The organism is Rhizobium sp. RSm-3 (assembly GCF_001854685.1).
In the GTDB taxonomy this organism is placed as follows: Bacteria; Pseudomonadota; Alphaproteobacteria; order Rhizobiales; family Rhizobiaceae; genus Rhizobium; species Rhizobium ecuadorense.
Genome location: NZ_MAWZ01000019.1, coordinates 13,851 through 36,726, shown reverse-complemented (window position 1 = coordinate 36,726; position 22,876 = coordinate 13,851). Strand labels below are relative to the sequence as shown.

The 22,876-nt window shown below is 60.9% G+C and carries 19 protein-coding genes; 5 read left to right on the top strand and 14 right to left on the bottom strand.

The window, feature by feature from the left end:
* Positions 1–10 precede the first annotated feature (10 nt).
* The 14 genes from BBJ66_RS17835 to BBJ66_RS17770 all read right to left on the bottom strand — a co-directional run bounded on the left by BBJ66_RS17835 (position 11) and on the right by BBJ66_RS17770 (position 20,128).
* Positions 11–487, bottom strand: a complete 477-nt coding sequence (locus BBJ66_RS17835) for a hypothetical protein (protein WP_071088647.1) — start codon at positions 485–487, stop codon at positions 11–13.
* A 20-nt stretch (positions 488–507) separates the two neighbouring features.
* Positions 508–1,728, bottom strand: a complete 1,221-nt coding sequence (locus tag BBJ66_RS17830; RefSeq protein ID WP_071088645.1) for a hypothetical protein — start codon at positions 1,726–1,728, stop codon at positions 508–510.
* Between the two features lie 42 nt (positions 1,729–1,770).
* Complete coding sequence (locus BBJ66_RS17825) at positions 1,771–2,394, bottom strand: TfuA domain-containing protein (protein WP_338012720.1); 624 nt, start codon at positions 2,392–2,394, stop codon at positions 1,771–1,773.
* 130 nt (positions 2,395–2,524) lie between these two features.
* Positions 2,525–3,673 (bottom strand): YcaO-like family protein, encoded by a 1,149-nt coding sequence (locus BBJ66_RS17820; protein ID WP_071088641.1) that lies wholly within the window; start codon positions 3,671–3,673, stop codon positions 2,525–2,527.
* A 19-nt stretch (positions 3,674–3,692) separates the two neighbouring features.
* Positions 3,693–6,695 carry an ATP-binding protein gene (locus tag BBJ66_RS17815; RefSeq protein WP_071088639.1) on the bottom strand — a complete coding sequence of 1,001 codons (3,003 nt, stop codon included), beginning with the start codon at positions 6,693–6,695 and terminating at the stop codon, positions 3,693–3,695.
* Positions 6,696–6,866: 171 nt separating this feature from the next.
* Positions 6,867–9,491 carry an AMP-binding protein gene (locus BBJ66_RS17810; RefSeq protein WP_071088637.1) on the bottom strand — a complete coding sequence of 875 codons (2,625 nt, stop codon included), beginning with the start codon at positions 9,489–9,491 and terminating at the stop codon, positions 6,867–6,869.
* 181 nt (positions 9,492–9,672) lie between these two features.
* Complete coding sequence (locus BBJ66_RS17805; protein ID WP_071088635.1) at positions 9,673–11,442, bottom strand: adenylate/guanylate cyclase domain-containing protein; 1,770 nt, start codon at positions 11,440–11,442, stop codon at positions 9,673–9,675.
* 158 nt (positions 11,443–11,600) lie between these two features.
* Positions 11,601–12,413 (bottom strand): ABC transporter ATP-binding protein, encoded by an 813-nt coding sequence (locus tag BBJ66_RS17800; RefSeq protein WP_071088633.1) that lies wholly within the window; start codon positions 12,411–12,413, stop codon positions 11,601–11,603.
* Positions 12,410–13,399 (bottom strand): ABC transporter ATP-binding protein, encoded by a 990-nt coding sequence (locus BBJ66_RS17795; RefSeq protein WP_049732976.1) that lies wholly within the window; start codon positions 13,397–13,399, stop codon positions 12,410–12,412. The genes BBJ66_RS17800 and BBJ66_RS17795 overlap by 4 nt, the downstream gene beginning before the upstream one ends.
* A gap of 1 nt (position 13,400) precedes the next feature.
* Positions 13,401–14,258, bottom strand: coding sequence for an ABC transporter permease (locus BBJ66_RS17790; RefSeq protein WP_049732975.1), 858 nt, complete (start codon positions 14,256–14,258; stop codon positions 13,401–13,403).
* A gap of 3 nt (positions 14,259–14,261) precedes the next feature.
* Complete coding sequence (locus BBJ66_RS17785; protein WP_049732974.1) at positions 14,262–15,266, bottom strand: ABC transporter permease; 1,005 nt, start codon at positions 15,264–15,266, stop codon at positions 14,262–14,264.
* Positions 15,267–15,388: 122 nt separating this feature from the next.
* Positions 15,389–17,293 carry an ABC transporter substrate-binding protein gene (locus BBJ66_RS17780; protein WP_071088631.1) on the bottom strand — a complete coding sequence of 635 codons (1,905 nt, stop codon included), beginning with the start codon at positions 17,291–17,293 and terminating at the stop codon, positions 15,389–15,391.
* Positions 17,294–17,485: 192 nt separating this feature from the next.
* Positions 17,486–18,994 carry an arabinosylfuranosidase ArfA gene (gene arfA, locus BBJ66_RS17775; RefSeq protein WP_071088629.1) on the bottom strand — a complete coding sequence of 503 codons (1,509 nt, stop codon included), beginning with the start codon at positions 18,992–18,994 and terminating at the stop codon, positions 17,486–17,488.
* 210 nt (positions 18,995–19,204) lie between these two features.
* Entirely contained in the window at positions 19,205–20,128 is a 924-nt protein-coding gene (locus tag BBJ66_RS17770) for an ArsR/SmtB family transcription factor (RefSeq protein WP_049733024.1), read from the bottom strand.
* A gap of 332 nt (positions 20,129–20,460) precedes the next feature.
* Here BBJ66_RS17770 and BBJ66_RS17765 point away from each other — a divergent pair, with 332 nt between their 5' ends.
* The 5 genes from BBJ66_RS17765 (at position 20,461) to BBJ66_RS17745 (ending at position 22,872) form a co-directional block, all read left to right on the top strand.
* The gene (locus tag BBJ66_RS17765; RefSeq protein WP_128146181.1) at positions 20,461–21,150 is read left to right on the top strand and encodes a hypothetical protein; all 690 of its coding nucleotides are present in this window, start codon (positions 20,461–20,463) and stop codon (positions 21,148–21,150) included.
* Positions 21,147–21,680: a HEAT repeat domain-containing protein gene (locus BBJ66_RS17760; protein WP_071088626.1), complete on the top strand. Its 534-nt coding sequence runs from the start codon at positions 21,147–21,149 to the stop codon at positions 21,678–21,680. Before BBJ66_RS17765 ends, BBJ66_RS17760 begins: the two co-directional genes overlap by 4 nt.
* 70 nt (positions 21,681–21,750) lie before the next feature.
* Positions 21,751–22,098, top strand: a complete 348-nt coding sequence (locus BBJ66_RS17755; RefSeq protein WP_071088625.1) for a DUF6881 domain-containing protein — start codon at positions 21,751–21,753, stop codon at positions 22,096–22,098.
* A gap of 29 nt (positions 22,099–22,127) precedes the next feature.
* Positions 22,128–22,412: an immunity 53 family protein gene (locus tag BBJ66_RS17750; RefSeq protein WP_071088623.1), complete on the top strand. Its 285-nt coding sequence runs from the start codon at positions 22,128–22,130 to the stop codon at positions 22,410–22,412.
* 46 nt (positions 22,413–22,458) lie between these two features.
* Positions 22,459–22,872, top strand: coding sequence for an Imm8 family immunity protein (locus BBJ66_RS17745; RefSeq protein WP_071088621.1), 414 nt, complete (start codon positions 22,459–22,461; stop codon positions 22,870–22,872).
* The last annotated feature ends 4 nt before the right edge of the window (positions 22,873–22,876 follow it).

Below are 22,876 nucleotides of genomic sequence, written 5' to 3'. Positions count from 1 at the left end.
TAGAATCGACCTACTCGTTATTGAGGCGACCATTGCGATGCGCCATCCTCAGGGTGATGGCGTAGGAACTAGGAGACCTCCTGCCAGGCAACTGCGAATCGAGAATGAGGGTCCTTGCGTTGCCAAAGGTAGTTGAGATTTCGAGGATTTGTTCAGATGCAGTGATCCGCCACATTTTGTAACCCAGCTTACGCAGCTCATCGTCAAAGCCGCAGCCCACTGCCTCCTCGGCAATCGGACCTGTAATAATAAAGATGCGGGTTGAATCCAGTCTGTAACAGTGGCCTTCGAAGGCGTAGCTATAAGCAAGCACTGTGTAGCCGGTTACTATTCCGGCATCAAGCTTCACTTGGAGCACTGCTTTGTTGACAAGCCCAACATCCAGATGGGCGACGCCGTTAGCGTCATTCAAGTCTATGCCGTAGAGTATGATCTCATCCGCGACATAGCGGGGTCCAGGCGGGGCTGGAATGCTGTCATCTGTCATCGATGCCTCCCGTTGGTTGGTTAAAGAATGCCACGCCACCTCATGCAATCGTCAAGCTGATCGAGATAAGAGATCCCGCGCCCGCGGCTGGCCGCCTCGAGCAAGGCCAGGGCCGCCGCCTCAAAAGTCAGGCTGTCGGGGTCGAGGTATCTCCAGGAGCGAATGAGCGCTTCGCCGATGATGTCGCGCGCCTCCTGCAGGGCGGCTTTCGATGCGAAATGCGTCAGCTCATACGACGCTGCCGAGACGTGAAGTCTTTCTTCCATCAGCGCCGGCGCCATCTGCTGGCGCAGATCGCTGAAGCGTCTCGGATCGATGTCGGATACGCCGCGCTCGAATAGCAGCGACTGGTAGACCTCGACGAGGCAGTCGAAGAGGCCCGCAGCAAAGGGCTTCGACTGGTCGTGCACTTCGCCGCTGACATCGCCGATGCGAAGCGAATTGTTGAGCGATCTCAGCTGCTTCTCGTCGCTGAGCTCGGCGAATTTGTCGAGTTCGTTGTGCAGCAGCAGATTGCCGCCGGTGCGGCGCAGCAGCCGGTCGAGCGCCGTGTCGAACTGCAGCAGTCCGAGCAGCGAGATGAAATCGGCGATCGCTTCGTGATAGGAAAAAAAACCGCAGTTCGATCCGTCGCCTTCGAGGATGCCGAGCTCGCTGAGCAGAATGAGATGGCCCATTTCATGGGCGACCGCGTCGAAATTCAGCGCGAAACAGGATGCCGTGCCATGCTCCTCGCTTTCGCCGAGCTCGAGAAAGCCGAAGCCGGATTGGGCGTTTTGCCAATGCGGGATGCGGGGAACGATTTCCAGCCGTTCCAGCATCGGCTGGAAGAACCAGACGATCGCGCGGCCGAGATAGCTCTCGCAGATATCGAGAACGCGGCGGGCGCAGGCATAGCTGTGGGTCGAAAGGAAGGCTGGTGCGCCCGGCCCGATGTGATCGAAATGGCCGTCGGGGCCGGGTTCGGCCGGCGGCTGCAGCAGGCCGGGATAGGGCGGGATGTAGGGCGCGGCATAGGGCAATTTCGGCTCGACCGGATTGGCGACATAGATGCGGCCGTCGGATGGCCCCGCCAGGATCGGTCCTGCCGATGGCCCGATCCACACGACTTCGGGCCTTTCGTAACCGGGAATGAAGGGGGGCTGGGGGAAGACAAGGAAACGTGTCCCGAGCGGCCGCTCTGGAGCTGCCCCGTGGCCTGCGCCCTCGTTCTGCGTGATGGCATCCACTGCTGCCCCCACCGCCCGTTGCCCAACGTCAAGCGATCGTTAACTATACCAGTACTACGTGCTATCAGGCAATAGACTATCGAGCATGTTGTAGTACTCCATGTCGTTGGCAAATGATTCCGTAAGTTCAAATACAAAAGGAAGGACTTCAGTCGGCCGGTTGATCTTTTGGTCGGCGAGATGTGTCAGAAGATTTACCGCATCGCGGTGTTTTCGGCTTGAAGATCCGGTTGGCAGCCAGGCCTTTAGTGCTTCGATTTCGCCGGCGGCGGCGCAATTGTTTTCAGCCGCCGCCAGGAGCTTCGGGAAGGATCTTTCGCTGAAGTGAAGCGCGCGCGCCAGAGATTCGAGCGCGCATCGCAGCCGTCGTTCGATGATGCCGGTGCGCTCGGCTCTTTTGAGCGTCAGCCTGATATCGATGAGAGCGTCGCCCAGGGCACGTGATCCGAGTGCCGCGGGGGCCATCGGCACCGTGACGTCGGCATCGTCGGCGAGCGGGTGCCTTCGGTACCATCGGTAGATCAGCCCGTGGCCGATCATGCCCTGGGGCGCGAGTTCGGCTGCCCTGAGCGCGCCGATGCTGGCGGCGCCATAGATGCGCACGCCGCCGGCCATCGCCCACAGGATTTCCTGGTGGCGGACGGCCGGAAGCTGGCCGAAGACGCCGTCGATCAGCACGATCGCCGCCGGCGCATATCTGGTGACGGCCCGCACGACATCGGCGCAGCCGACGGGGGGAAGATAGACCGCATCCAGATAGGTCCGGGCTTGCGCCTCAGAAAGGGTAGGCCCCAGAAAAACCACGATATCATCCCGCAAGATCGGCCTCCGGATTGGTTTCCAGCGGCGGAGCGACGACCCGGACGACGTGAAGCGGGACGCGGTCGTCCGAATGAAGAACGACAAGAGCGGCCGCTTTGGCGCCGGCCAGCTTCAAGGCCTCGATGATCGGCCGAAGGGATCGCGCTTCGGCCGTTGGACGGTCCGTGGCGAAGGAACGGCCTCCCTTTGCCAGTTGCAGACGCCAGGCGGCCAGCTCCCCGGTGTCGGCATGGGCGTAAAGCTCCGTCCTGATATCGTCGCGCGCCGCTGAAATGACGCCGAGGCGGGACTGGCAGGCTTCCAGCAAGGCGCTGGTCAGCGCCCTGTTATGGCTGATATCGCAGCCGAACCCTTCGGCCGGCAGCGGCGCAAAGGGGGCTCTGCCGCCATCTTCCATGACATGGCACCAGTAGATCGGCAGGGCGTGCGGCGCCGGGATCTGCCAGATGCCGACGACAAACCCTGCCTTGGAGAGCCGCCGCATGATGTCGCCCGCATTGCCCGATTGCACCGACCGGCTGTCGATCTGGCAGCGATCGAAGAAATGCGGGGTCTTCATCGCCGTGCATCGCGCCTGCCGCTCGAGGATCTCCAGGCAGGCATGCAGGACAGCGCTTTGCAGGCTCGTGCCGGCCGCCAGACCCGTCGTGTCCCGGGCGATCCAATGGGGATGCGGCGACGGGACGATGTAGGCGGTATCGACGAGGGCAAGCGGGACGGCCATTTTCCGCCCGGAAAAGAGATCGAGCCCGGCAATCCAGGAGAGCATCGCGTCGTCCCGGCCGGTACCGAGGTGCGACCAGTCTCCCCTTGCGTTCATGTCACGCAGGCTTGCCGTGAAGATCCTCTCCTGATCAATCCGCTCCGAGGCCCAGCCTTCCAGGGATTCCATCAGGCCCGATAGTGCCGCCAGGGGAAGGGTCAGCCCCTTGCCCTGGCTGACGGCGACGGAGCGTGAGCGCGGCCGCACGACCTGGACGACCGGAACGCCGATCCAGTCGAGCCCGGTGATCGAGCCGAGCCTGGTGATGCCATAGTCCTGTCTGCGCGCAAGGATGCGCGGCACCGTCTGCCGGGGATCGGGCGGTGAGGGCTGCCGGATATTGAGGATGGTATCGAGCGTCGCGTCGTCCATCACATCCTTCCGTCCGAGGTTAAAATACCGCCAGCCCGTCCAAAGTGCGCCTTGCCCTTGCGGCCAGCCAGCCGGCCTTCTGGCCCTCGGCAATCTGAATGGCGCGTGTCAGGTCCCTTTTTATCGACGCGGGCGGCTCGTTCAGATCACGCCTCAGCCTGGCACTGCGGCGGTAGAGCTCGGCAAGCCAGAAGGATTGGCCGCTGCTGCGCCCGACATTGATGGCATTCTGGACGGTCGCCAGGGCTTCGGCCGACCTGCCGAGATGCTGCAGCACCTGCGCATGCATGTCGCTGTGCATGGAAAAATTGTCGTCGGTGCCCAATTGCTGCTGGAGAGCCAGGCCGCCGGCAAAACGTTCTTCGCCGCCTGCCGCGGACGAGGTCATCAGCTCCGCCCAGCCGCAATACATGTTGGCCCGCGCCTGGCTTGCCGCCAGTCCGTGCCGCTCGGCGAGCGACAGCATCTGTTCGCCGAGCGCATGGACATCGTCATATCGGCTTTGGCAGCGGGCAAGCACCATGGCGTAATAGAGGGCGTGCACCATGCTGCCGGCATGATCGGTCGCGTTCGCCCATTCCAGGCATTGTTCGATCGCACTTTCACTCGCGCCGGTTTCGTCGAGCAGCAGGTAGGAGAGGGCGCTTTCGCCCAAGCCGCAGACTTTGGCATCATGTCCACCGAAGAAGGCTCGATTCCGCACCGCGCTTTCGGGATCATAGAGCGTAAGGCCTTCGGCGACACAATCGAGACAAAACTCATGCTCGCCGGCATGGAAGCTCGTCGCCCAGCCGCAATGATAGGACTGAAGCCTCGTCTCGCGATCCGCGACGATGCGCATGTCGCCGACGAGGATGCGCGCACGCGACTGCTGGGTCAAAATATTGGGGGCGGTGAACCACCATCCCCAATAGACCGGGAAATGGTTCACGCGCACGGCCGAGGACTGTTTGCGCAGAAGCTGCATGGCGCGGGCATAGACCCGCCGCGCGCTCTCCGATCCCTCGCCTTCGAGGGCGCTTGCCACCAGGCCTTGAAGTTCGAACAGGCTGAGCGCCAGTTCGGTGCGGTCGGGGTGGCGCCGGGAAAGGCTGTCGACCTCCTCGGCACAGAGTTCGAGCGAGACGTTTGCCTCCTGCATTGCCGAGCGGAGAACGCTTGCCTCAGCCGCCGCCAGGGCAAATCGGGCGGCCGCATCATGCAGTCCGGCCTCGGCGCACTGCCAGGCGGCGATTGCCGCCGGCAGGCTGGGTTTTCTTTCGCCGATCAGGAGATCTGCGATCCGCCGGTGGATGCGGCGCCGGTCGATCTTGAGAAGACTGCTATAGGCTGCTTCCTGCGCCAGCACGTGCCGGAACTGATAGGAGCCATGCGTGACGGTCGAGGGCTCGATGATGCCTTGAGACAGAAGCCGCTCGATATCGACGTCGACGGTGCGGCGGCTGCCCCCTTCGACGAGATAGGTGAGCAGCGAGACGCTGAATTCGCGGCCGATGACGCTGGCAAATTGCGCCGCCCGGCGTGCCGAACCGGTCGCGGCCAGCCGGGCGGACAGCAGATCGTTGAGCGAGGTGACGCCGCCTTCCCGCAGCAGCCCTTTCCATTCCGAGAGTGACTTGCCCAAAGGCTGCCTGCCGCGGAAGAAACTGGCCAGTTCTTCCGCATAGAGCGGCATGCCGTCGCATTGATCGAGAATGAAATCCGAGAGGCCGGGCGGGGGATGCTCTCGCCAGATCGAGGCGACCAGATCGCGAACCGCGGCAGCCGTCAGGCCCGGCAATTCGATCTCGCTTGCCACCGCGAGCGATCGTCGGATTCTCGATGTCTGAATGACGAGGATCGGAAGCCTGGCGGCCAGCGATCCCAGCCTGTCGATCAGCTCCAGCGTCATGTCGTCGGCCCAGTGCACATCCTCGAAGATGAGCAGCGTCGGGACCGCCTTGCATGTCAGAATGTCGGCGGCGGCTTCGATGACCTTCCGCCGGAAGGCGCGCCCGGAAAGATCGGAGACGCGGATATTGCGCGACGTTGCCGGCGAACGGTCGGCGGTGAAGGCGAGCATGGTGTCGGCGACGGCGGCATCGACGTCCCGGCCGGAGGTTTGAAGAGCCCGCATGAAGGCGTCGCTGTCGCCATCCTTCAGGACCGAGGGTTCGGCGGCCAGCCGTTCGAGAAACGAAACGAAGGGATGCAGCGGCTGGCTCTCCAAGCGCCTGCCGCACTGAAAGACCAGTGTCTCATGCGCCGTCTGCCGCAGGCTTTCGGCGAATTCGCCGACCAGCCGGGATTTGCCGATGCCGGCCTCGCCAACGACGGCGATCAGACTTCCCTTGCCGCCGAGGGTCGAATTCCAGGCGCCGGAGAGGGCGGCAAGCTCTTTCTCCCGGCCTCGGATCGGCCTCGCCTGCGCCTCGGACGGCGATGGCTCGGCGACCGATCGATCGCGCTCCTGCGGGCGCCAGAGGGCAATCGGATGTTCGAACCCTTTAAGCCTCGCCTCCCGCAGCAGGGTGTAGTCGAATTTCTGCCGGGTGAGCTGAACGGTGGAATCGGCGACAAGGACGGAATTGGGGTCGGCCTCGGCTTGCAGCCGCGCCGCCAGAACCGGCGCCGTGCCGACGATCTCATCGCCGGCCGTGGAGAAGACGACAAGACCGGTGGCCACCCCGATCCGCAGCCGGAACGGCCTGCGTGCCTTGGCCCTCGCCTGGGTTTGCGTCTGGGCACCGGCCACGACGCGCAGCAGTTCCAGAGAAGCGCGCACCGCGCTTTCTGCGGTATCTTCGGACTGTTCCGGATAGCCGAAGAAGCAGCATCCGCCATCGCCGAGCCGCTGATGAAGAAATCCCCCGTGCTTCTTGATGATCGTTTCGGCACTTTGATGTAACGCCGAGACAGACCGGAAGAATTTCTCCGGCTCGCTTCGCAACAAAAGTTCCGTGGAGCCGACGATGTCATAGAAAAGGGCAGTGACCTGTCGCCGCTCACCTGTGAACCGAATTCGTGCGTCGAGGGTTTTCATAGCGGGTCGCCCAACACCACAGAAGCCGTAGTCAGGACATCCGATTTATTGCCTGCATGCAAGCTTTTCCTGCGGGGATGCTAATATAGTGATCGGTTATTTCTGTCCGATGCTTCGGACAATTGTGATGGGCGCGGCCGCCCCATCAGGATACGGATGGATGAAACCGGTTCAGACAGGCTCCGCCGTCACGGCGCGCCCGCCTGTGCGAGCCATTGTTATGCCGCCAAGCAGGTTGCGAAGATCCGCCGCGATTTTGTTGGCGATGATGCCGAGCCCCAGGCCACCTGATATCGCCAGCAGATGAAAGAGGGGAGCCGGCAGCACGGCGGCTGCCTGCGGCATCAGCAGTTCCGGCACGAAACGGTGCAGCAGGTAGGTGGGAAAGGCCGAGACGGCGATCAGCGTCACCAGACGCCTGAGCCGCACGGGCAGGTGGATGCGCGGCAGGTAGAGAAGGGCGAGAAGTGCTGCGAAGATCGTCAGATATTTGACCGTCGTGCCGATCCAAAGCGTTTCCCAGAAAGCGAGATAACCGAGCACGACGGCGGCAACCGCCGACAGGACGAGCCGCTGCGCCTTCCTGCCGGCAAGGCCCGCGCACCAGCCGAACATGCCGAGATGCAGGCCCCAGTAGAGGGTGAAGATCTGCCGCCTGCCGATATCGAAGAGGAGCGGCAGGGAAAACCGCGCCGCGACCGCCAGCCCGAGCAGCGCCAGCGAGAAGGCAAAGGGTTGCGCCCGCGCCAGCCTGCGCACAGCAGGCACGGCGAAAACCAGCGAGAAGACGAGAAGCGTCTGCGCATAGGCCTCGATGAACCAGTAGAGATAGGGGAGCATCTCGTGGCGCTCCGGCTCGGCATGGCCGAAATTGCCGGTCAGCGTGACCGAGGCCCAGGGAATGGTGCGCCAGGCGAGCCCATAGGCGGCGACGATGAGAAAATAGGGAATAAGAACATGGATTGCCGGCCGCAGCGCAGGGCGGAAATTGCCGGCGAGGAAATGGCCCGACTGGAGGCGGGCCAGGCTGAAGCCGACAAGCAGCAGCATCACGCCCGATCCGCCGGGAATGGGCCAGAGCATCTCGTGATGGGTAACGACGAGCAGGATGGCGATCGCCCTCAGCACCAGATCGGTCGGCAGCCTCCTGACTTCGGCGATATCCGTCCGCGCAAGCTGCGGGGCGATGTCGAACTCGGCGATCGCCGTCCGCTCCCAGCCTTCCGGCAGCGCGATGCCCAGCCTGTCGAGTTCCATCGTCAATTGCAGGAAGCGCAGGGAATCGCCGCCGAGCGAGACGAAGCTGTCGCTACGACCAACACTGTGGGGGTAGAAGACCCTGGTATAGGCGTCGAGCACGCTGACGGCCGCGGCGCGGCACGTTTCGCGCGTCGCCAGCATCTCCTCGCGAAGGCCGGCATAGTCGATCTTGCCGGAGGCAAGCCTCGGAAGCTCTCGTCGCGTTCCGACGGAGACCAGGCTCGCCGGAAGATGGCTCGCTTCGACGAGCATATCAAGCGCCCGGTCGACGTCACGCGCATCGCTCACATAGGCCTGCAGACCGTGATCGTCACCGACAACGGCAGCCACGATTCCTTCCTCGGCCAGAACCTGCTCCATGATGTCGAAGCCGATCCGGAGCCCGGCGACCTTGGCGAAACGGCTCTTGCGGCCGACGATCCTGTAGAAACCGTCCTCGTCGCGCATGGCGATATCGCCGGTCTTCAATGCCGCGACCTCGGCGCCCCGCTGAAGATCGGCGCGGTCAGTGCCGTAGCCCATCATCACGTTCGGGCCGGCATAGACGAGCTCTCCGGCAACGTCAGGCCGGTCGAGCGGATGCCCGTCATCGCCGACGAGGCTGAGGCTGCCGCCGGGAATGGCGATGCCGATCCGTTCCTCATTGTCCGCGAGGCTTGCCGGCGGCACGAAGGCGATGCGGGCGGCTGCCTCGGTCTGGCCGTACATGACGAAGAGGCGGCCGCCGTTCGCGCGCATATGGTCGCGGTAGAGGCGGATGAGTTCGGGTGCCAGCCGTCCGCCGGCGACCGTCATGAAGCGCAGCGCCATCAGTTCATGGCTTCGGAAGCGCGTCCTTTCCATCAGTTCAAAGGAATAGGGCACACCCGAAAGATTGGTGCAGCCGCTTTCGCCGAGCAGCCGTGCAAATTCCTCGCTCACCACGGAGACGCCGGGAATGAAGATGCTGCCGCCGGCGACAAGATGCGAATGGAGGACGGAGAGGCCGTAGGAATAGTGAAGCGGCAGGACGAGCGCGGTTCTGTCGGCAGGGGAGAGCTCGAGATAGTGAGCGATCGAGCGCGCATTGGCGTCAAGATTGGCATAGGACAGGCGCACGGCTTTCGCGGGCCCGGAACTGCCTGAGGTCATCAGCAGCAAGGCCAGATCCGGATGCAGCGGCGCGGCACTTTGCCTTTGCCTTTGACTTTGACTGGGCCGGGTTTCCTCGACCAGCCGCCAGCGGCCGCCGGCGGGGCGGTAGGTGAAATCCGGCTGAAAGGCCGACAGAAACTCTCGCCACAGCCTGTCATCGCAGGGCGGCAGCATGGCCACCGCATGGCCGGCGCGCAACGCGCCGAGATAGGCGACGATCACATGTTCCGAGAGATCGGCCGAAATCGCCACAAGCCGCTTTTCCCCCCATCCCAGCCGCTCGGCAAAGCGCTGTGTCCGGGCGTCGAGGTCGGCATAGGAGAGCGCCCGTCCGTCGGCGAAGATAAGGACTGGGCGCTGATCGGCGCGAGCGATTTCAGAAAACAGGTCGGCGGGGATCATGCTTACGCTTCGAATGGCAGAAAACTGGCCGAAGCGGGTATAATCCTTGATAATCGCAGTCAAGTAATTTGCGGCTGTATAACCTCGGTGCGGCGCATTTCGAGCTCGGCCGCGGGAAGGGCGGCTCGCGCCCGGCTCAACGGCCGTTAGAACCTCAGGCCCATCTTATCACGCTCACCCGTCATACGACACCGGCCTTGCGTAACCCCTCTACGGCGAGCTCGAAATCGGCGGAATTCTTGAAGGGCAAGACTTTGCGGCGGTATTCCAGGGAGAAGTCGGGATTGATGCGCAGCACCTCCTGCCACGTCGCCCGAGCCTCTTCGAAACGGCCGAGGTGTCCGTAACAGGCGGCGAGAAGCGCGCGCGAGACATCGGTGACGGGATTGCGGCTCACGCGCTGCTGCAACAGGTCGACGGCCTCTTCGTACCGTCGCAGTTGAAACCAGGCCCAGGCCTGAAAGTGGAGAACGACATCCGGAAAGTACGGGTTCAGGACTCTTGCCCGATCGAAACAGGCGAGTGCCTCCTCGGATCTGCCTGAATAGAGCAGTGCCTCGCCGAGGCTGACCTGCCCTTCGGCGAAATTCGGATTGAGGACGATCGCACGCTCGGCCTCGCTGATGGCTCTATCGTGCTGGCGTGCGTAAAGCCTGACCACACTCAGTGCCCAGTGCGCCACGGGATCGCTATCGTCCCGCGCGACCGCCAGCGTCGCAGCCTCTTCGGCCTGCTCGATCGAGCGCTGCGGCGACGCGCTCCATCGGTTCAGGTAGTCGAGCCCGTGGGTCAGGGCGAGGAAGGCGTGCGCCGAGGCGAAGCCTGGGTCCAGTTCGACGGCCCGTTGCAAAAGGTCGCGGGCATCGCTGTTCGTCCGCTTCGTCAGCCGGTGCCACAGCTCCCGGCCACGCAAGAAGCAGTCATAGGCCTCGGGGTGCCCGGTCTGCCCCGGCGCCAGCCTTTTCCGATCGCGCTCCGTCAGGTTGACCGCCAACGCATCGACGATCTGCTGGGTGACATCGTCCTGAACCGCGAATATGTCGGTCAGGTCGCGATCGAACCGCTCCGCCCACAGATGCCCGCCGGTGGTCGCGTCGATGAGCTGCGCGGTGATGCGTACCCTGTTGCCCGATTTGCGGACGCTGCCCTCAAGCACATGCCGCACGCCGAGCTTCGTACCCACCTCCTGCACCTGGACGTTCTTGCCCTTGAAAGTAAACGAGGAATTGCGGGCGATGACGAAGAGTTGCGACAGTTTCGATAGCGCCGTGATGATATCTTCCGAGATGCCGTCGGCGAAGTAGTCCTGTTCGGCATCGCCACTCATGTTGACGAAGGGCAGGACGGCGATCGACAGCTTCGGCGACGCTGCCGCCGTCGGTTGGCCCCTCGCGGTTTCCGGGGTCGCGGCTGCCTTGATCCCGGCGCTGCGGACTTGCAGCGAATAGACCCGGATCGGCTCGGCGATGTTCTTGAGTTGCGTGTTGCCGAGATCGCTGACCGAGAGGTCGAGCCTCGCCTTGACTTGGCGATAGGCATCCTCGGACAGGCAGATCGCGCCCGCCGCGGCGACGCCCTCCAGTCGCGAGGCGATGTTGACGCCGTCGCCCATCAGATCGCCGTCGCTTTCCTCGACAACGTCGCCCAGATGGATACCGATCCGGAACTCGATGCGACGGTCCTGCGGCACGCCGTCATTGCGCTCCACCATACCGTTCTGCACCTCGATGGCGCAACGCACGGCGTCTACCACGCTGCGGAACTCGACCAGCGCACCATCGCCGGTCCGCTTCACCACCCGGCCGTGGTGCACGGCGATCGTCGGATCGATGAGATCGCTACGCAGTGCCCGCAATCTCGCCAGGATGCGCTCCTCATCGGCGCCGGCAAGCCTGCTGTACCCAACCACATCAGCGGCCAGGATTGCAGCCAGCTTTCGGGTCTCGCTCATGGCGCCGTCTCCTCCCTTTCAGGATAGCAGGGAGACAGGGGGCAAGAAAGAACTTTCAGCCGCTGCGGAGAGCGCTCTCGGTTGCGATCGAGCTGGACGCGGCCGGCGTTGCAGCCCGACGCATGGCATCCAAGCAAAGCCGATGTCGTCTACGCCGCCTACACCACCTCACCAAACTCCGCCGCCAGCACCGCATCCTTCAGCGCCCGCGAATAGGGATGCTGCGGATTGTCCAGCACGGGTCGGGCCGGGCCCCGCTCGACGATCTCGCCCTTGCGCATGATGATGATGTTGTCGCTGACGTAATAGGCGGTGGCCAGATCATGGGTGATGTAGATGATCGAGAGGCCAAGTTCGCTCTTCAGCCGGCCGAAGAGGTTGACGATCGCCATGCGCAGCGAGGCGTCGACCATCGAGACCGGTTCGTCGGCGACCAGCAGGCGGGGCTGCGGGATGAGCGCGCGGGCGATGGCGACGCGCTGCAGCTGGCCGCCGGACAGTTCGTGGGGGAAGCGGCCTTTTACTTCTTCGAGCGTCAGGCCGACATGCACCAACGCTGCATCGGCCATGCGCTCGGCTTCTTTCCGGTCTATGCGCTTTCCCGGGCCCGACAGATTGCGGGCGGTTTCGAACAGGTAACGGTCGACCCGCTTCAGCGGATTGAAGGCTTCGAACGGGTTCTGCAGGACCGGCTGCACCTCCTTCATGAAGGCCTTGCGTTCGGATCGGCTGTGGATGTGCACGGCCCTGCCGGAGAACTCGAGCTGCCCTTCCGTCGGTTCGGTCTGCCCGAGGATCATCGCGGCGATCGTCGATTTGCCCGAGCCGGATTCGCCGACGATCGACAGGATCTCCGGTTCCGCCCCGACTTCGAAGCTGACATCCTTGACCGCGGTGATCAGGCGCCGGCCGAGCATGCCGCCCTGGCGATAGACTTTCGTGACATGCGAGAGGTGAAGCAGAGCGTTCAAAGCTGATCTCCCGTAACGGCAAAACAGGCGACGCGCCGCTCAGGCTCGACGGTGACGAGCGGCGGCACCTTCTGCGAGCAGATCGCCATCCGTTTGGGACAGCGCGGGTGAAAGCGGCAGCCTTCCGGCGGCATGGCAAGGTTCGGCGGACGTCCCTCCAGTGACGGCCGCGTCGTCGCATCGCCGATCTTCGGCAGGCTGCCGACCAGATGCTGTGTATAGGGGTGGAGCGGCTTGCTGAAGAGTTTGGCGGTCGGTGCCTCCTCGACGAGGCGCCCGGCATAGACGATGCCGATGCGGTCGGAGACTGTGGCATGAACGCCCATATCATGGGTGACGAACAGAAAGGACGAGCCCATCTCGCGCTGGATTTCGCGGATCATCGACAGCACGTCGCGCTGGACGATCACGTCGAGCGCGGTCGTCGGCTCGTCGGCGATGATGAACTCAGGCGTCAGGATGGTGGCAAGCGCAATGGTCATGCGCTGGCGCATGCCGCCGGACAGTTCGTGGGGATAGGCATCGAGCAGATGCGGATCGAGCTTCAGCCGCTGCAGATGGGCGGCGACCTTTTCGAAGAAGACCGATTTGCTGACCTTCATGTGGCGGAAGGCGAAATCGGTGAAGGAATGGCGGATCCGGCGCACCGGATTGAGCACATTCATCGAGCCCTGCATGATATAGGACAGATGCTTCCAGCGCAGCGCCATGCGCTCTTCCGGCTTCATCGCGTAAATATCCTGGGTGCCGCCGTTGAAATGGAATTTCACGCTCCCCGACACGACCCTCAGCGGCGGCCGGATGGCGCCGGCGATGGTTTTGATCAGGGTCGTCTTGCCGCTGCTCGATTCACCGGCGACGCCATAGACCTCGCCGCGGCCGATCGTCAGGCTGATATCGTCGACGGCGCGCACTTCGCGATCGACGCCAAAAAGGAAGGCGCGGTAATAGGCTTTCAGATTCTCGATTTCGACCAAAGGGTCCATGCTAACTTCCCATCCGGTTCAGCCGGCTGCGCGGATCATTGTATTCGTTCATCGACATCGACAGCAGGAAGAGCGCCAGGAAGAGAATGACGATGACGGCGACGGGCGCGGCCACCCACCACCATATTCCCGATATCAGCGCCGAATGCGCATTGGCCCAGTAGATCATCATGCCCATGGTCGGCGTCTCGATATCGGTGAACCCGAGCACCGACAGGGTGATCTCCATGCCGATCGACCAGATCATGTTGTTCATGGTGGTGGCAAAGACGATCGGCAGCACATAGGGCAGGTGCTCCTCGACCAGGATCTTGCGCATGCTCATGCCGGAATAGACACTCTGGGTGGTAAACGGCCTGGTCTTCAGGCCGATCGCCACCGAGCGGATCAGGCGCGCATCGTAGGACCAGCCGAGCGAGGCCATGATGACGATCAGCACCGTCCAGGTCATGCTGTCCTTCAGCACGAAATAGAAAAGGATCAGCAGCGGAAATTGCGGGATGACCATGACGCTGTCGTTGATCGCCATCAGCACCCGGTCGACCGCGCCGCCGGCATAACCGGCGACCAGGCCGACGACCAGCGAGATGATGCGCGAGAGAAAAGCGACGCCGATGCCGAAATACAAGGTATTGCGGAGGGCAGTCGTCAGCTGCCAGAAAACGTCCTGGCCGCGCGATGTCGTGCCGAGCCAATAATCGCCGTCGGGCGGCATGTCGGGCGGCAGCAGATAGATGTCCGTCGGGGCGTAGGGCGAAAAATAGGAGAGGATGATGAACCCGACGATGACGGCAAACAACAGCAGGCCGCAGAGAAATTCCAGGTTCTGGCGGGCGAGGTCGCGGACGATGGTAAACATGGCCTATTCCACCTTGATGCGCGGGTCGATCAGCGGGCTCAGAATGTCGATGATGAAGACGGCGGCGGCGACGCCGACGATCGACAAGGCGCTGAGGCCGAGCACCAGGCTGTAGTCGCCGGCATGCACCGCCGAAATCAGCAGGTTGCCGATGCCGGGATAGCCGAAGACGATTTCGGTGATGACGGTGCCGTTGAAGATCGCCCCGAGCGACATGGCAAGCCCGGTGAATTGCGGCACCATGGCATTGCGGGCGATATAGGAACGGAGAATTTTCCGCTTCGGTACGCCGCCGAGCTCGGCGAAGACGACGTAGTCATCGGTGATGATGTTGGACACCAGCGCGCGCATGCCGATCAGCCAGCTGCCGGCGCCCACCAGGATCAGCGACAGGGCCGGCAGGATCGAATGTTCGAGAATATCGAGCACCAGCGCAAAGGAGAGATCCAGATTGGCGTTCATCTCATAGCCGCCATTGATCGGCAGCACCGGCCAGAGATAGCCGAAGACGATGAGCAGCACGAAGGCCAGGATATAATAGGGAATGGGAAGCAGGGCGATGCAGACGAGGCTGACGGCCTTCAGCACCATGTTCTTCCGGTAATAGCCGGCGAGCGCGCCGAGCGCGTTTCCGAGCACGAAGGTGATCAGCGTGGAGACCGTCATCAGCCCGATCGTCCAGGGCAGGGACCGCAGAATGATCGTGGAAACGGGCGTCGGAAAGGCCGACAGCGAGGGGCCGAGATCGCCGGTCGCAAGCCGCAGCCAGAAATGCACATATTGCTGCCAGATCGAGCCCTCCATGCCGTAAAGCTCGCGCAGCGACTGGCGCATCAGTTCGATCGCATTCGGATCGGACTGCCCCATCTGGGTGATGGCGCCTATGCTTTCTTCGACCGGATCGATCGGGGTCAGGTGGGTGACGAAGAAGGTGATGCTGACGCCAAGAAAGACGACAAGCAGAAACTGACCGAACCGCTTCAGCACAAAGATCAGATAGGGCGTCATAAGGCAGTGGTTCCTCTCTGGTTTTCCTTTGATCGATTGGACGGCATCGACGGGAAAGGATCGGCGGGCGGAGCCCGCCGATAAGGGGCCGGCGCGTGGCTAAAGCGCCGGCGTTGGGAGGATTATTTCGGTTGAGCCGGCTTCAGCTTGACCATCATCAGCCGGGAATTCGCCCAGTTCGGCACCGGGTCGGTATAGGGGTCCTTGATCGTCGGATAGCCGGTCCAATAGGTCGTATCCATCGAGGTGAAGACGTTATAGGACATCAGCGGGATCGACGGCATTTCGCGGGCGACGAGCTTCAGATAATCCTTGCCGAGCTCGATGCCCTTCGGATCGTCGGCGCTGATGCCGCGGATGCTCTCGATGATCTTGTTGAGCTCCGGATTGGACCAGCGCTGCCAGTTGCGCGGCGGCTGATTATCACCCTTCTTGGCCACGAACTGCGAGTGCCAGCTGTCGAGGAAGAAGGAGAGGTCGGGATCGCCGCCCCAGGTTTCGACGCTCCAGGCGATCGCCACCTGGAAATCGCCGGGCTGCAGCGCCACCTGCCACAGTTTCTCGGTGGGCACCGCCTTGGCGTCGATGCCGAAGGCGGCCCATTGCTGGGCAATCAGCGTGCCGGCGCGGGTGAAGACGGAGCGCGTGTCGCCTTCCACCGTCATCCGGATCCGGAACGGCTGGCCATCCGGGGTCATCCACTTGCCGCCACTCTTCTTGAAGCCAGCCTTTTCCAGCAGTTCGGCAGCTGCTTTCGGATCCGGCTTCCACCAACCATAGCCGAAGGCGTCGCTGATCGCCTGCGGGTCAGTCGGAATCTGGTCCTTGAATTTCGGCTGCTTGCGCAGGAGGTCGGCGATCTGCTGGCCGACCGTCGGATCATAGGGCTTGATCTTGCGTTTGCCGGTATCGACCTCGAAATCCTTGAGCCAATCCTGCATCGGCGCCTGATAGTCTTTCATGGCGCTTGCCGTCGGCGGCACGCCGAGCGCAGAGAGCGTCGCTGCCCCGCGGTAGCTCGCCATGTCGACGGCCTTGATGTCGATCAGGAGGGCAAGCGCCCAGCGCACATCGGCATTGTCGAACGGCGCATCCTGGGTGTTGAAGATCAGGGCCGGCAGCGTCGGGTCCGGGTGGGCGAAGGGGAAGCCCGGGAACCAGGTGTCGATGGTCTTCGACTTCTCCTTGAGGGTGAACATGCCCTCCGGCGTGTTGTCGTGAATGATATCGAGATTATGCTCGAGCTGGGCGATCGTCCGCTTATCCGGCGGGCCCGGATCGGTATAGGTGACATATTTCGGAGCCGGCTCGCCGAAGCGGGCAAGCGAGGTCCGCTGCCAGTCGTCGCGCTTCTCCCAGGTATACCATTTGCCCTGCGGGTCATAGGCCTTCAGCTTATAGGCGCCGAGCGAGACGGGATTGGCGAAATCATAGCGAAGCGGATCCTCCACCTTTTCGAATACATGCTTCGGCATGATCCAGGCGCCGTTCCAGCGCACGGTGAAGATGGCGTGGAAGCGCGAATTCGGCTTCTTCAGCTTGAACACCACGGTCTGGGGATCGGTCGCCTCGACACTTGCTACCTGCACCGTGAAGGCAGCGCTCCAGATCATGCCGGGATGATCCATCTGCGTCTTGACGGTATAGACCACGTCGTCGGCCGTGAATTCGACGCCGTCGCTCCAGAAGAGCCCCTTGCGCAGTTTCACGGTCATCTCGGTGAAGTCGGCATTATATTGCGGCTTGTCGGCGGCGAGCGAATTGTCCCAGGCCGCGCCGCCAAGCCCCTGTTCGGGGTCGATATACCAGAGCGTATCCATGGTCAGCTGCTGCAGACCGGTGGAAACCCCGCCGCCGCCATTGACCCAGATGTTGAACCAGCCGGGATTTTTGATCGTCCCTTCCGGATTTTCGACGATGAGCGTCTCCTTGCGCGGCAAGGAGGTATAGTCATCGGCCTTGGCCGCCGCCGTCAGGCCGAGTGCGGCCAGCGCGACGCCAAATGCGAGCCTCTTCCACTGTTGCATGAACTCCTCCCTAGAAAGCGACGATACGGCGGCCGCAAGGGCACGCATGGGCACGTCGCGGTTGTCGGTTTGCAAAGGCTCGGGACGTCAGGTCCAGGGCTCTCGCGAACCATCCCTCCGGCCCGCCTGCCTCCTCGCAGTCGAGCCGAGTCTCTTAAGCCGGGGCCAATCGGCCTTAGCCGGCAGCGGCTGTCACACCGACAGCCGGATGACGTTGTAGGACAGCGGCTTCAGCGCCGCCCGCAACCGTCCATCCTCGATCTTCGCGCTCTCGACATTGACCGGCGCGACCGTGTCTTGCCGCTGAGCCGTGTTGACGGCTTCGAGATCGCTGTGGGTCATCTCCACCTGTTCGATCACCCGCGCGGATCCGAAGCCTTCCAGCCGCACATCGAGATCGAGTGCTGCCTGCGGATGGCGGTTGACGGCAAAGAAGGTCAGGCTCCTGCCGTCTTCGGAATGGACCGCCGAGACGTCGAGATAGGGAACGTCGTTCTCCTCGTCGCTGTCATAGGTCGGGCCATCGACGACGAGCTGCAGCGCTGCGCCGCGGCCATAGCGGGAGGCGTAGTAGAAGGGATAATAAATCGTCTGGCGCCAGGCGGCTCCGCCATCGTCGGTCATAATCGGGGCAATGACGTTGACGAGCTGGGCGATGCAGGCGATGCGCACCCGGTCGGAGCGGCGGATGAAGGTGTTCAGGATACCGCCGACCTGCAGCACGTCCTCGAAATTATAGACGTCCTCGAGCAGATGCGGCGCATCCGGCCATTCGTCACGCGCCAGGATTTCCTTGTCCTGCTGGTTGGAATGGTACCAGACGTTCCATTCGTCGAAGGAAATGCCGATCGTCTTCTTCGAGCGCTTTTTCGCCTTGATGTAGTCGATCACACCGCCGATCGTGGTGATGTAGCGGTCCAGCTTCGTCGCGCGGGCGAGATAGTTCAGCGTATTCTTCTCGCGGTTGGCAAAATACATATGCAGCGAGATATGGTCGGCGCTGTCGTAGCACTGCTCAAGGACCTGAGCCTCCCAATCCGGATAGGTCTTCATGTCGGAATTGGACGAGCCGCAGACCACGAGCTCCAGCGACTTGTCGAAGCCGCGCATGGCCTTGGCCGTTTCGTCCGCCAGCCGGCCATATTCATAGGCCGACTTGTGGCCGACCTGCCAGGGGCCATCCATCTCATTGCCGAGGCACCACAGTTTGACATCGTGCGGATTGGCCCAGCCGTGTTTGCGGCGCAGATCGGAATAATAAGTGCCGCCGGGATGGTTGCAATATTCGAGGAAATTGCGGGCCGCATCCAGGCCGCGCGACCCCAGATTGACCGCAAGCATCGGCTTGGTATTGGCCTTCTTGCACCAGTCGACAAATTCGTTGACGCCGATCTGATTGGCTTCGCGGGTGCGCCAGGCAAGGTCGAGACGAACAGGGCGCTCCGAACGGGGGCCGACGCCATCTTCCCAATTATAGGCCGAGACGAAATTGCCGCCGGGATAGCGGCAATAGGGCGTGTCGAGATCCCGGACGAGATCGAGCACGTCACGGCGGAAACCGTCCTCGTCGGCTGTCGGATGTCCGGGCTCGTAGATGCCGCCGTAGATCGCTCTGCCGAGATGCTCGAGAAATGAGCTGTAGAGCCTGGCGTCAATGGTCGCGATGCGGAAATCGCGGTGGGCAACGACATTCGTCTTCAACGGATCCTCCCGTTTATGTATCAGGAATTTTGTTTTCTTGCCTCTAACTTGATATCAGGAATGTCGTTCTGTCAACCAACCCGAATCTTTTATCATACTAATTTGAATTTTATAAAAAATCGTTGTATTACAATATGTTATATTGATTTAATGACGGTGAAATCCGGAAAGCAGCGCCATTTTTAAATCAATATTTCCGATATTGATTTGTCACACATGCAGCCGCATGATGATGTCGCGCCCGTGATTGCCGAAGCCGCGGCCGAAAATATTGACGCCGCCGGTATGACCGGCATTTTCGGCGATGCCGACCCGCAACCGGATGGAGGAGTGCTGGCCGAGCGCCAGATCGCCGAGCGTGACATTCGATGCAGCGAGGCCATCGATGAAGGTGCCGCGCGTCGAGATGCGCCAGGTCTTCATCATCCCATATTGCGAGCCCTCGAGCTTCCACCAGGCCGGTGTGAAGGCGCCGCGCTTGTCGCCGTAATCGCCGGGCGAGGTCCAGGTGCCGATCGCCATGCCGTTGACCCAGAGCGTGATGTCGGAGGGCCAGTCCGCATTGGTGCCGGGCACTTCCGACGACAATTCCAAGGAAAATTCGATGGCGCGGATATCCTTGTTCAACACCTTGGCATTGTTGGGGAATTTATATTCGACATAACCCCGGCCGAACCAGACGAGCCCGGCCTGCATGCGCTGCGGATCAAGGAAATAATCGGGCACATCGAGAGGACCGATGACGCTTTCGCTGGAGCAGAGGCCGCACGGCGCATGCACATCGCAACTGGTATAGAGCCCCACCGGCATCTCGACTTCGATGATATTATTGGCCCGCTGGGCGGCGCTCTCCTCGAAGCTGATCAGGATTTCGCTATAGACCGCCGAGCAGATCTTCTGGTTCCCCTTCCGCGCCTTCGCCAGCCGGGATTCGACGAGGCCGGCCTCTTCCAGGATCTGGATGCCGGTCGCGACAGTCGATTGCGGCAGGGAAAGCGCCTGGGCGATATCATTGATATTCATCGGCCCTTTGGCGCAGAGCAGCTTCAGCATCTCGACCCGCGCAGGCGCCGAAAGCGCCCGGATCGCCTCATTATTTTCGCCGGCGGCGATCGTCAAAAATGAACGTTCCATCATCCCCCCAAGAATTCCCGGAGAAATGATGTATATCAGAAATTGTGATACATCAAGGGCCTCGCACCGGGCATTTCTTCGAATTGTCTACTCTTGAAGTAGGGCCGATCGTCGACTCGAGATCGGTGAGAGCAGGCGCGTGGCTATCGCACTGGAACAAAAGATGACGACGTTGCATAGCGAGTTGAAATAGCCGAATGGATTTAGCGTTCTGTGTGAGGCCCAGGTCAAAAGTGAGCGGCAATTTCGGGGATGAGATATTAGGATTTTACGAGCGCCGTTCTTCGCGCCCTTGTGACCACAGCCAGCATGTCATTCGAAGAGATTTCCAGATGATTCAGGATGCTGAAATGCCACTCAGGAAGGTCAAATCTGAGTTGGATAAAACAATGGCCGACATTGATTTCATGAAAATCAGCGATCTCCTCTACGGTCGGAAGGGTGACGGTGAGATCCAGACGCTTGTTGAATGGAACCTGTTCGGCAAGCCGATCAACAACTTCGCATGCGATTTCGGTCTGCGAAACTCTGATGCCCTGAAATTTTCTGAAGAGTGTTTGAAGCTTTATAGTGGAGCGTTTTTCGGATCCGAAATTCAGGCGAATAGGCCATTCAATGTGCGATGCCAACTCGGGCAATATTATTCATGGGGGGTGCGCAGCTCGTTACGGCTGAGCGACTACAACCACGACCTGCTGCTGGTGCTCGACAAAACCCAATCCGATATCCAGAGATTCATCGGCGAAAAAGCAGGATCGGTCAGCACGATAGAGGAGTATTGCGATTTACTGATCGGCAACCCCGATTGGATGCCATGGGATTGGTCGCATGGCGCGGCAAGAGCAGCTGAATATGTCTTTGTCGCATCAAAGATCGGCATAAGTCCATCTGATATGCGGGGTAATCTCGCGCAATATGAAAATGTAAACATCAAATCGGGACTCAACAGAAGCGTTAACGTTCATGAATATCTGGAAAAAGTAATTCGCCACCTTGAGATAAGTCGTGGGGTGGCGAAATGACAGAAGATGAGCGTGAACTGATCATGGAGCTCGTTGCGCTGCCTTACACCAAATTCGCCAGGGAAGCGATTTCGAAACAGGCGTTCCTCGGGCGATTTCGGGACGGGGGAGACGGGAAGGTTCTAGCAAAGGAACTCTTAGCCGAGGCGATCGAATCGAAGATTGCAGATGACGTGGAATGCGTATTGATCGTTGGCTTCAGCTTCGGCTTTACCAAGGAGAGTATGGGCCTGCTTTTGCAGTTGCTACAGGAGGGCTGGCATTTCAAGCATGAGGATGTTGTCTCTGCTCTGGCCGATCTGAAAGCACCGGAAGCCGTCGAGGCCCTTTACAAGGTCACTCATTGGGTCCCGAGTTATCTGGAGTTTGACGACGCCCGAGCGCTTGCCGTCAAAGCTATTTGGGCGCTCGGCGCGGTTGCCGGGCCTCGAGCGCAGACCGTCTTGCTTGCGCTAAGCAAAGATCAAAATGCCATTATCCAGCAAAACGCATTAAAGCAGCTGTGGATGCGGGCGGGGAGGTTCACGTAGCGGATAGGTTTTGCTGAAGCTCACTCGATCTTATAGGCAGGATTATCGTCAGCGGAAGGGCGCACGGGCAATGAAATATATGAAGGTCAAATGGCTGCATTCGCTGCCGGACAGGCCCGTGCTTCTCTACAGCGAATTGGATCCTGATATGTGGGAGGTCCGAAAGGTCGAGGCCTACGCCGACGGCACGACAGACTTTGCCGATTGTGATGAGAGTTCGGGCAGCATCGAACTGGGGTACGAACCTTGGCCTTTATTGGAGGTCATCGCGGCCGATCCCGAGTTTGAACCGGAGGTGATATCGAGAGAAGAGTTTGAGGCGGTGTGGCAACACGCAAAAGGGACGGCTAGAGCGAAGGGCGTCCGGAATGATCGGACGAACCTCAGCACCGGCTCAACAGCTGACGACGACGGATAGCACCCTGACAGATCGGAAGGCAGATCACTATGGATTCTATTTCAAGGCTGTGCGCCTGGTTCGAGCGCCAATGCGTGGGCGAATGGCATGAGGACCATGGAATCAAAATCGATACCATCGACAATCCTGGTTGGTCGATGAAAGCCGATCTCGCGGGAACGGGCCTTCAGGACAAGGAGTTTCCGGAGATCCGAGTTGAACGATCGCAGCATGACTGGTTTGTTGCTCGCAGAAATGATCAAGCCTTTGAGGCATTCGGCGGGCCAATGAACCTCAATGAAATGGTTGAAAGTTTCCTCGCTTGGACGGAATAGTTGCCGCTGAGAGCGTGAGGGTGGCTTTGCAAGGAATGGAATGTCAATGCCGACTGGACGTAAAATAACCCTTGTGCCACGCAGCCTTACCTCGGCCGATTTGCCTGATCCATTCTGGGAAATCGATCTTCTCAAGGAGCAGGGTTATGAAGCTCCGGATCCCGCCAGGGTGAAATTTCAACTATCGCTAGACATTGGACCAGTTGGCTCCGCGGCGGCAGATACCTTTCAATGTATAGTTGTTACGGAGGAGCTGAAGAACACTCTGAGGGGAAATGCTAATATTATCTTGATGGATACATATAGCTACGGCAAATTCAAGGAGAATATTCTCTCAATAATTGCCAATTGCGAGGCTGATACCTGGTACGGCTGCATAGTAAATCTTCGAAGATATTTCTCATGGGAATACGAAGGCATGTATAGCGAAGCAGAAATTCGAAGGCTTAACGATCGATAGTTGC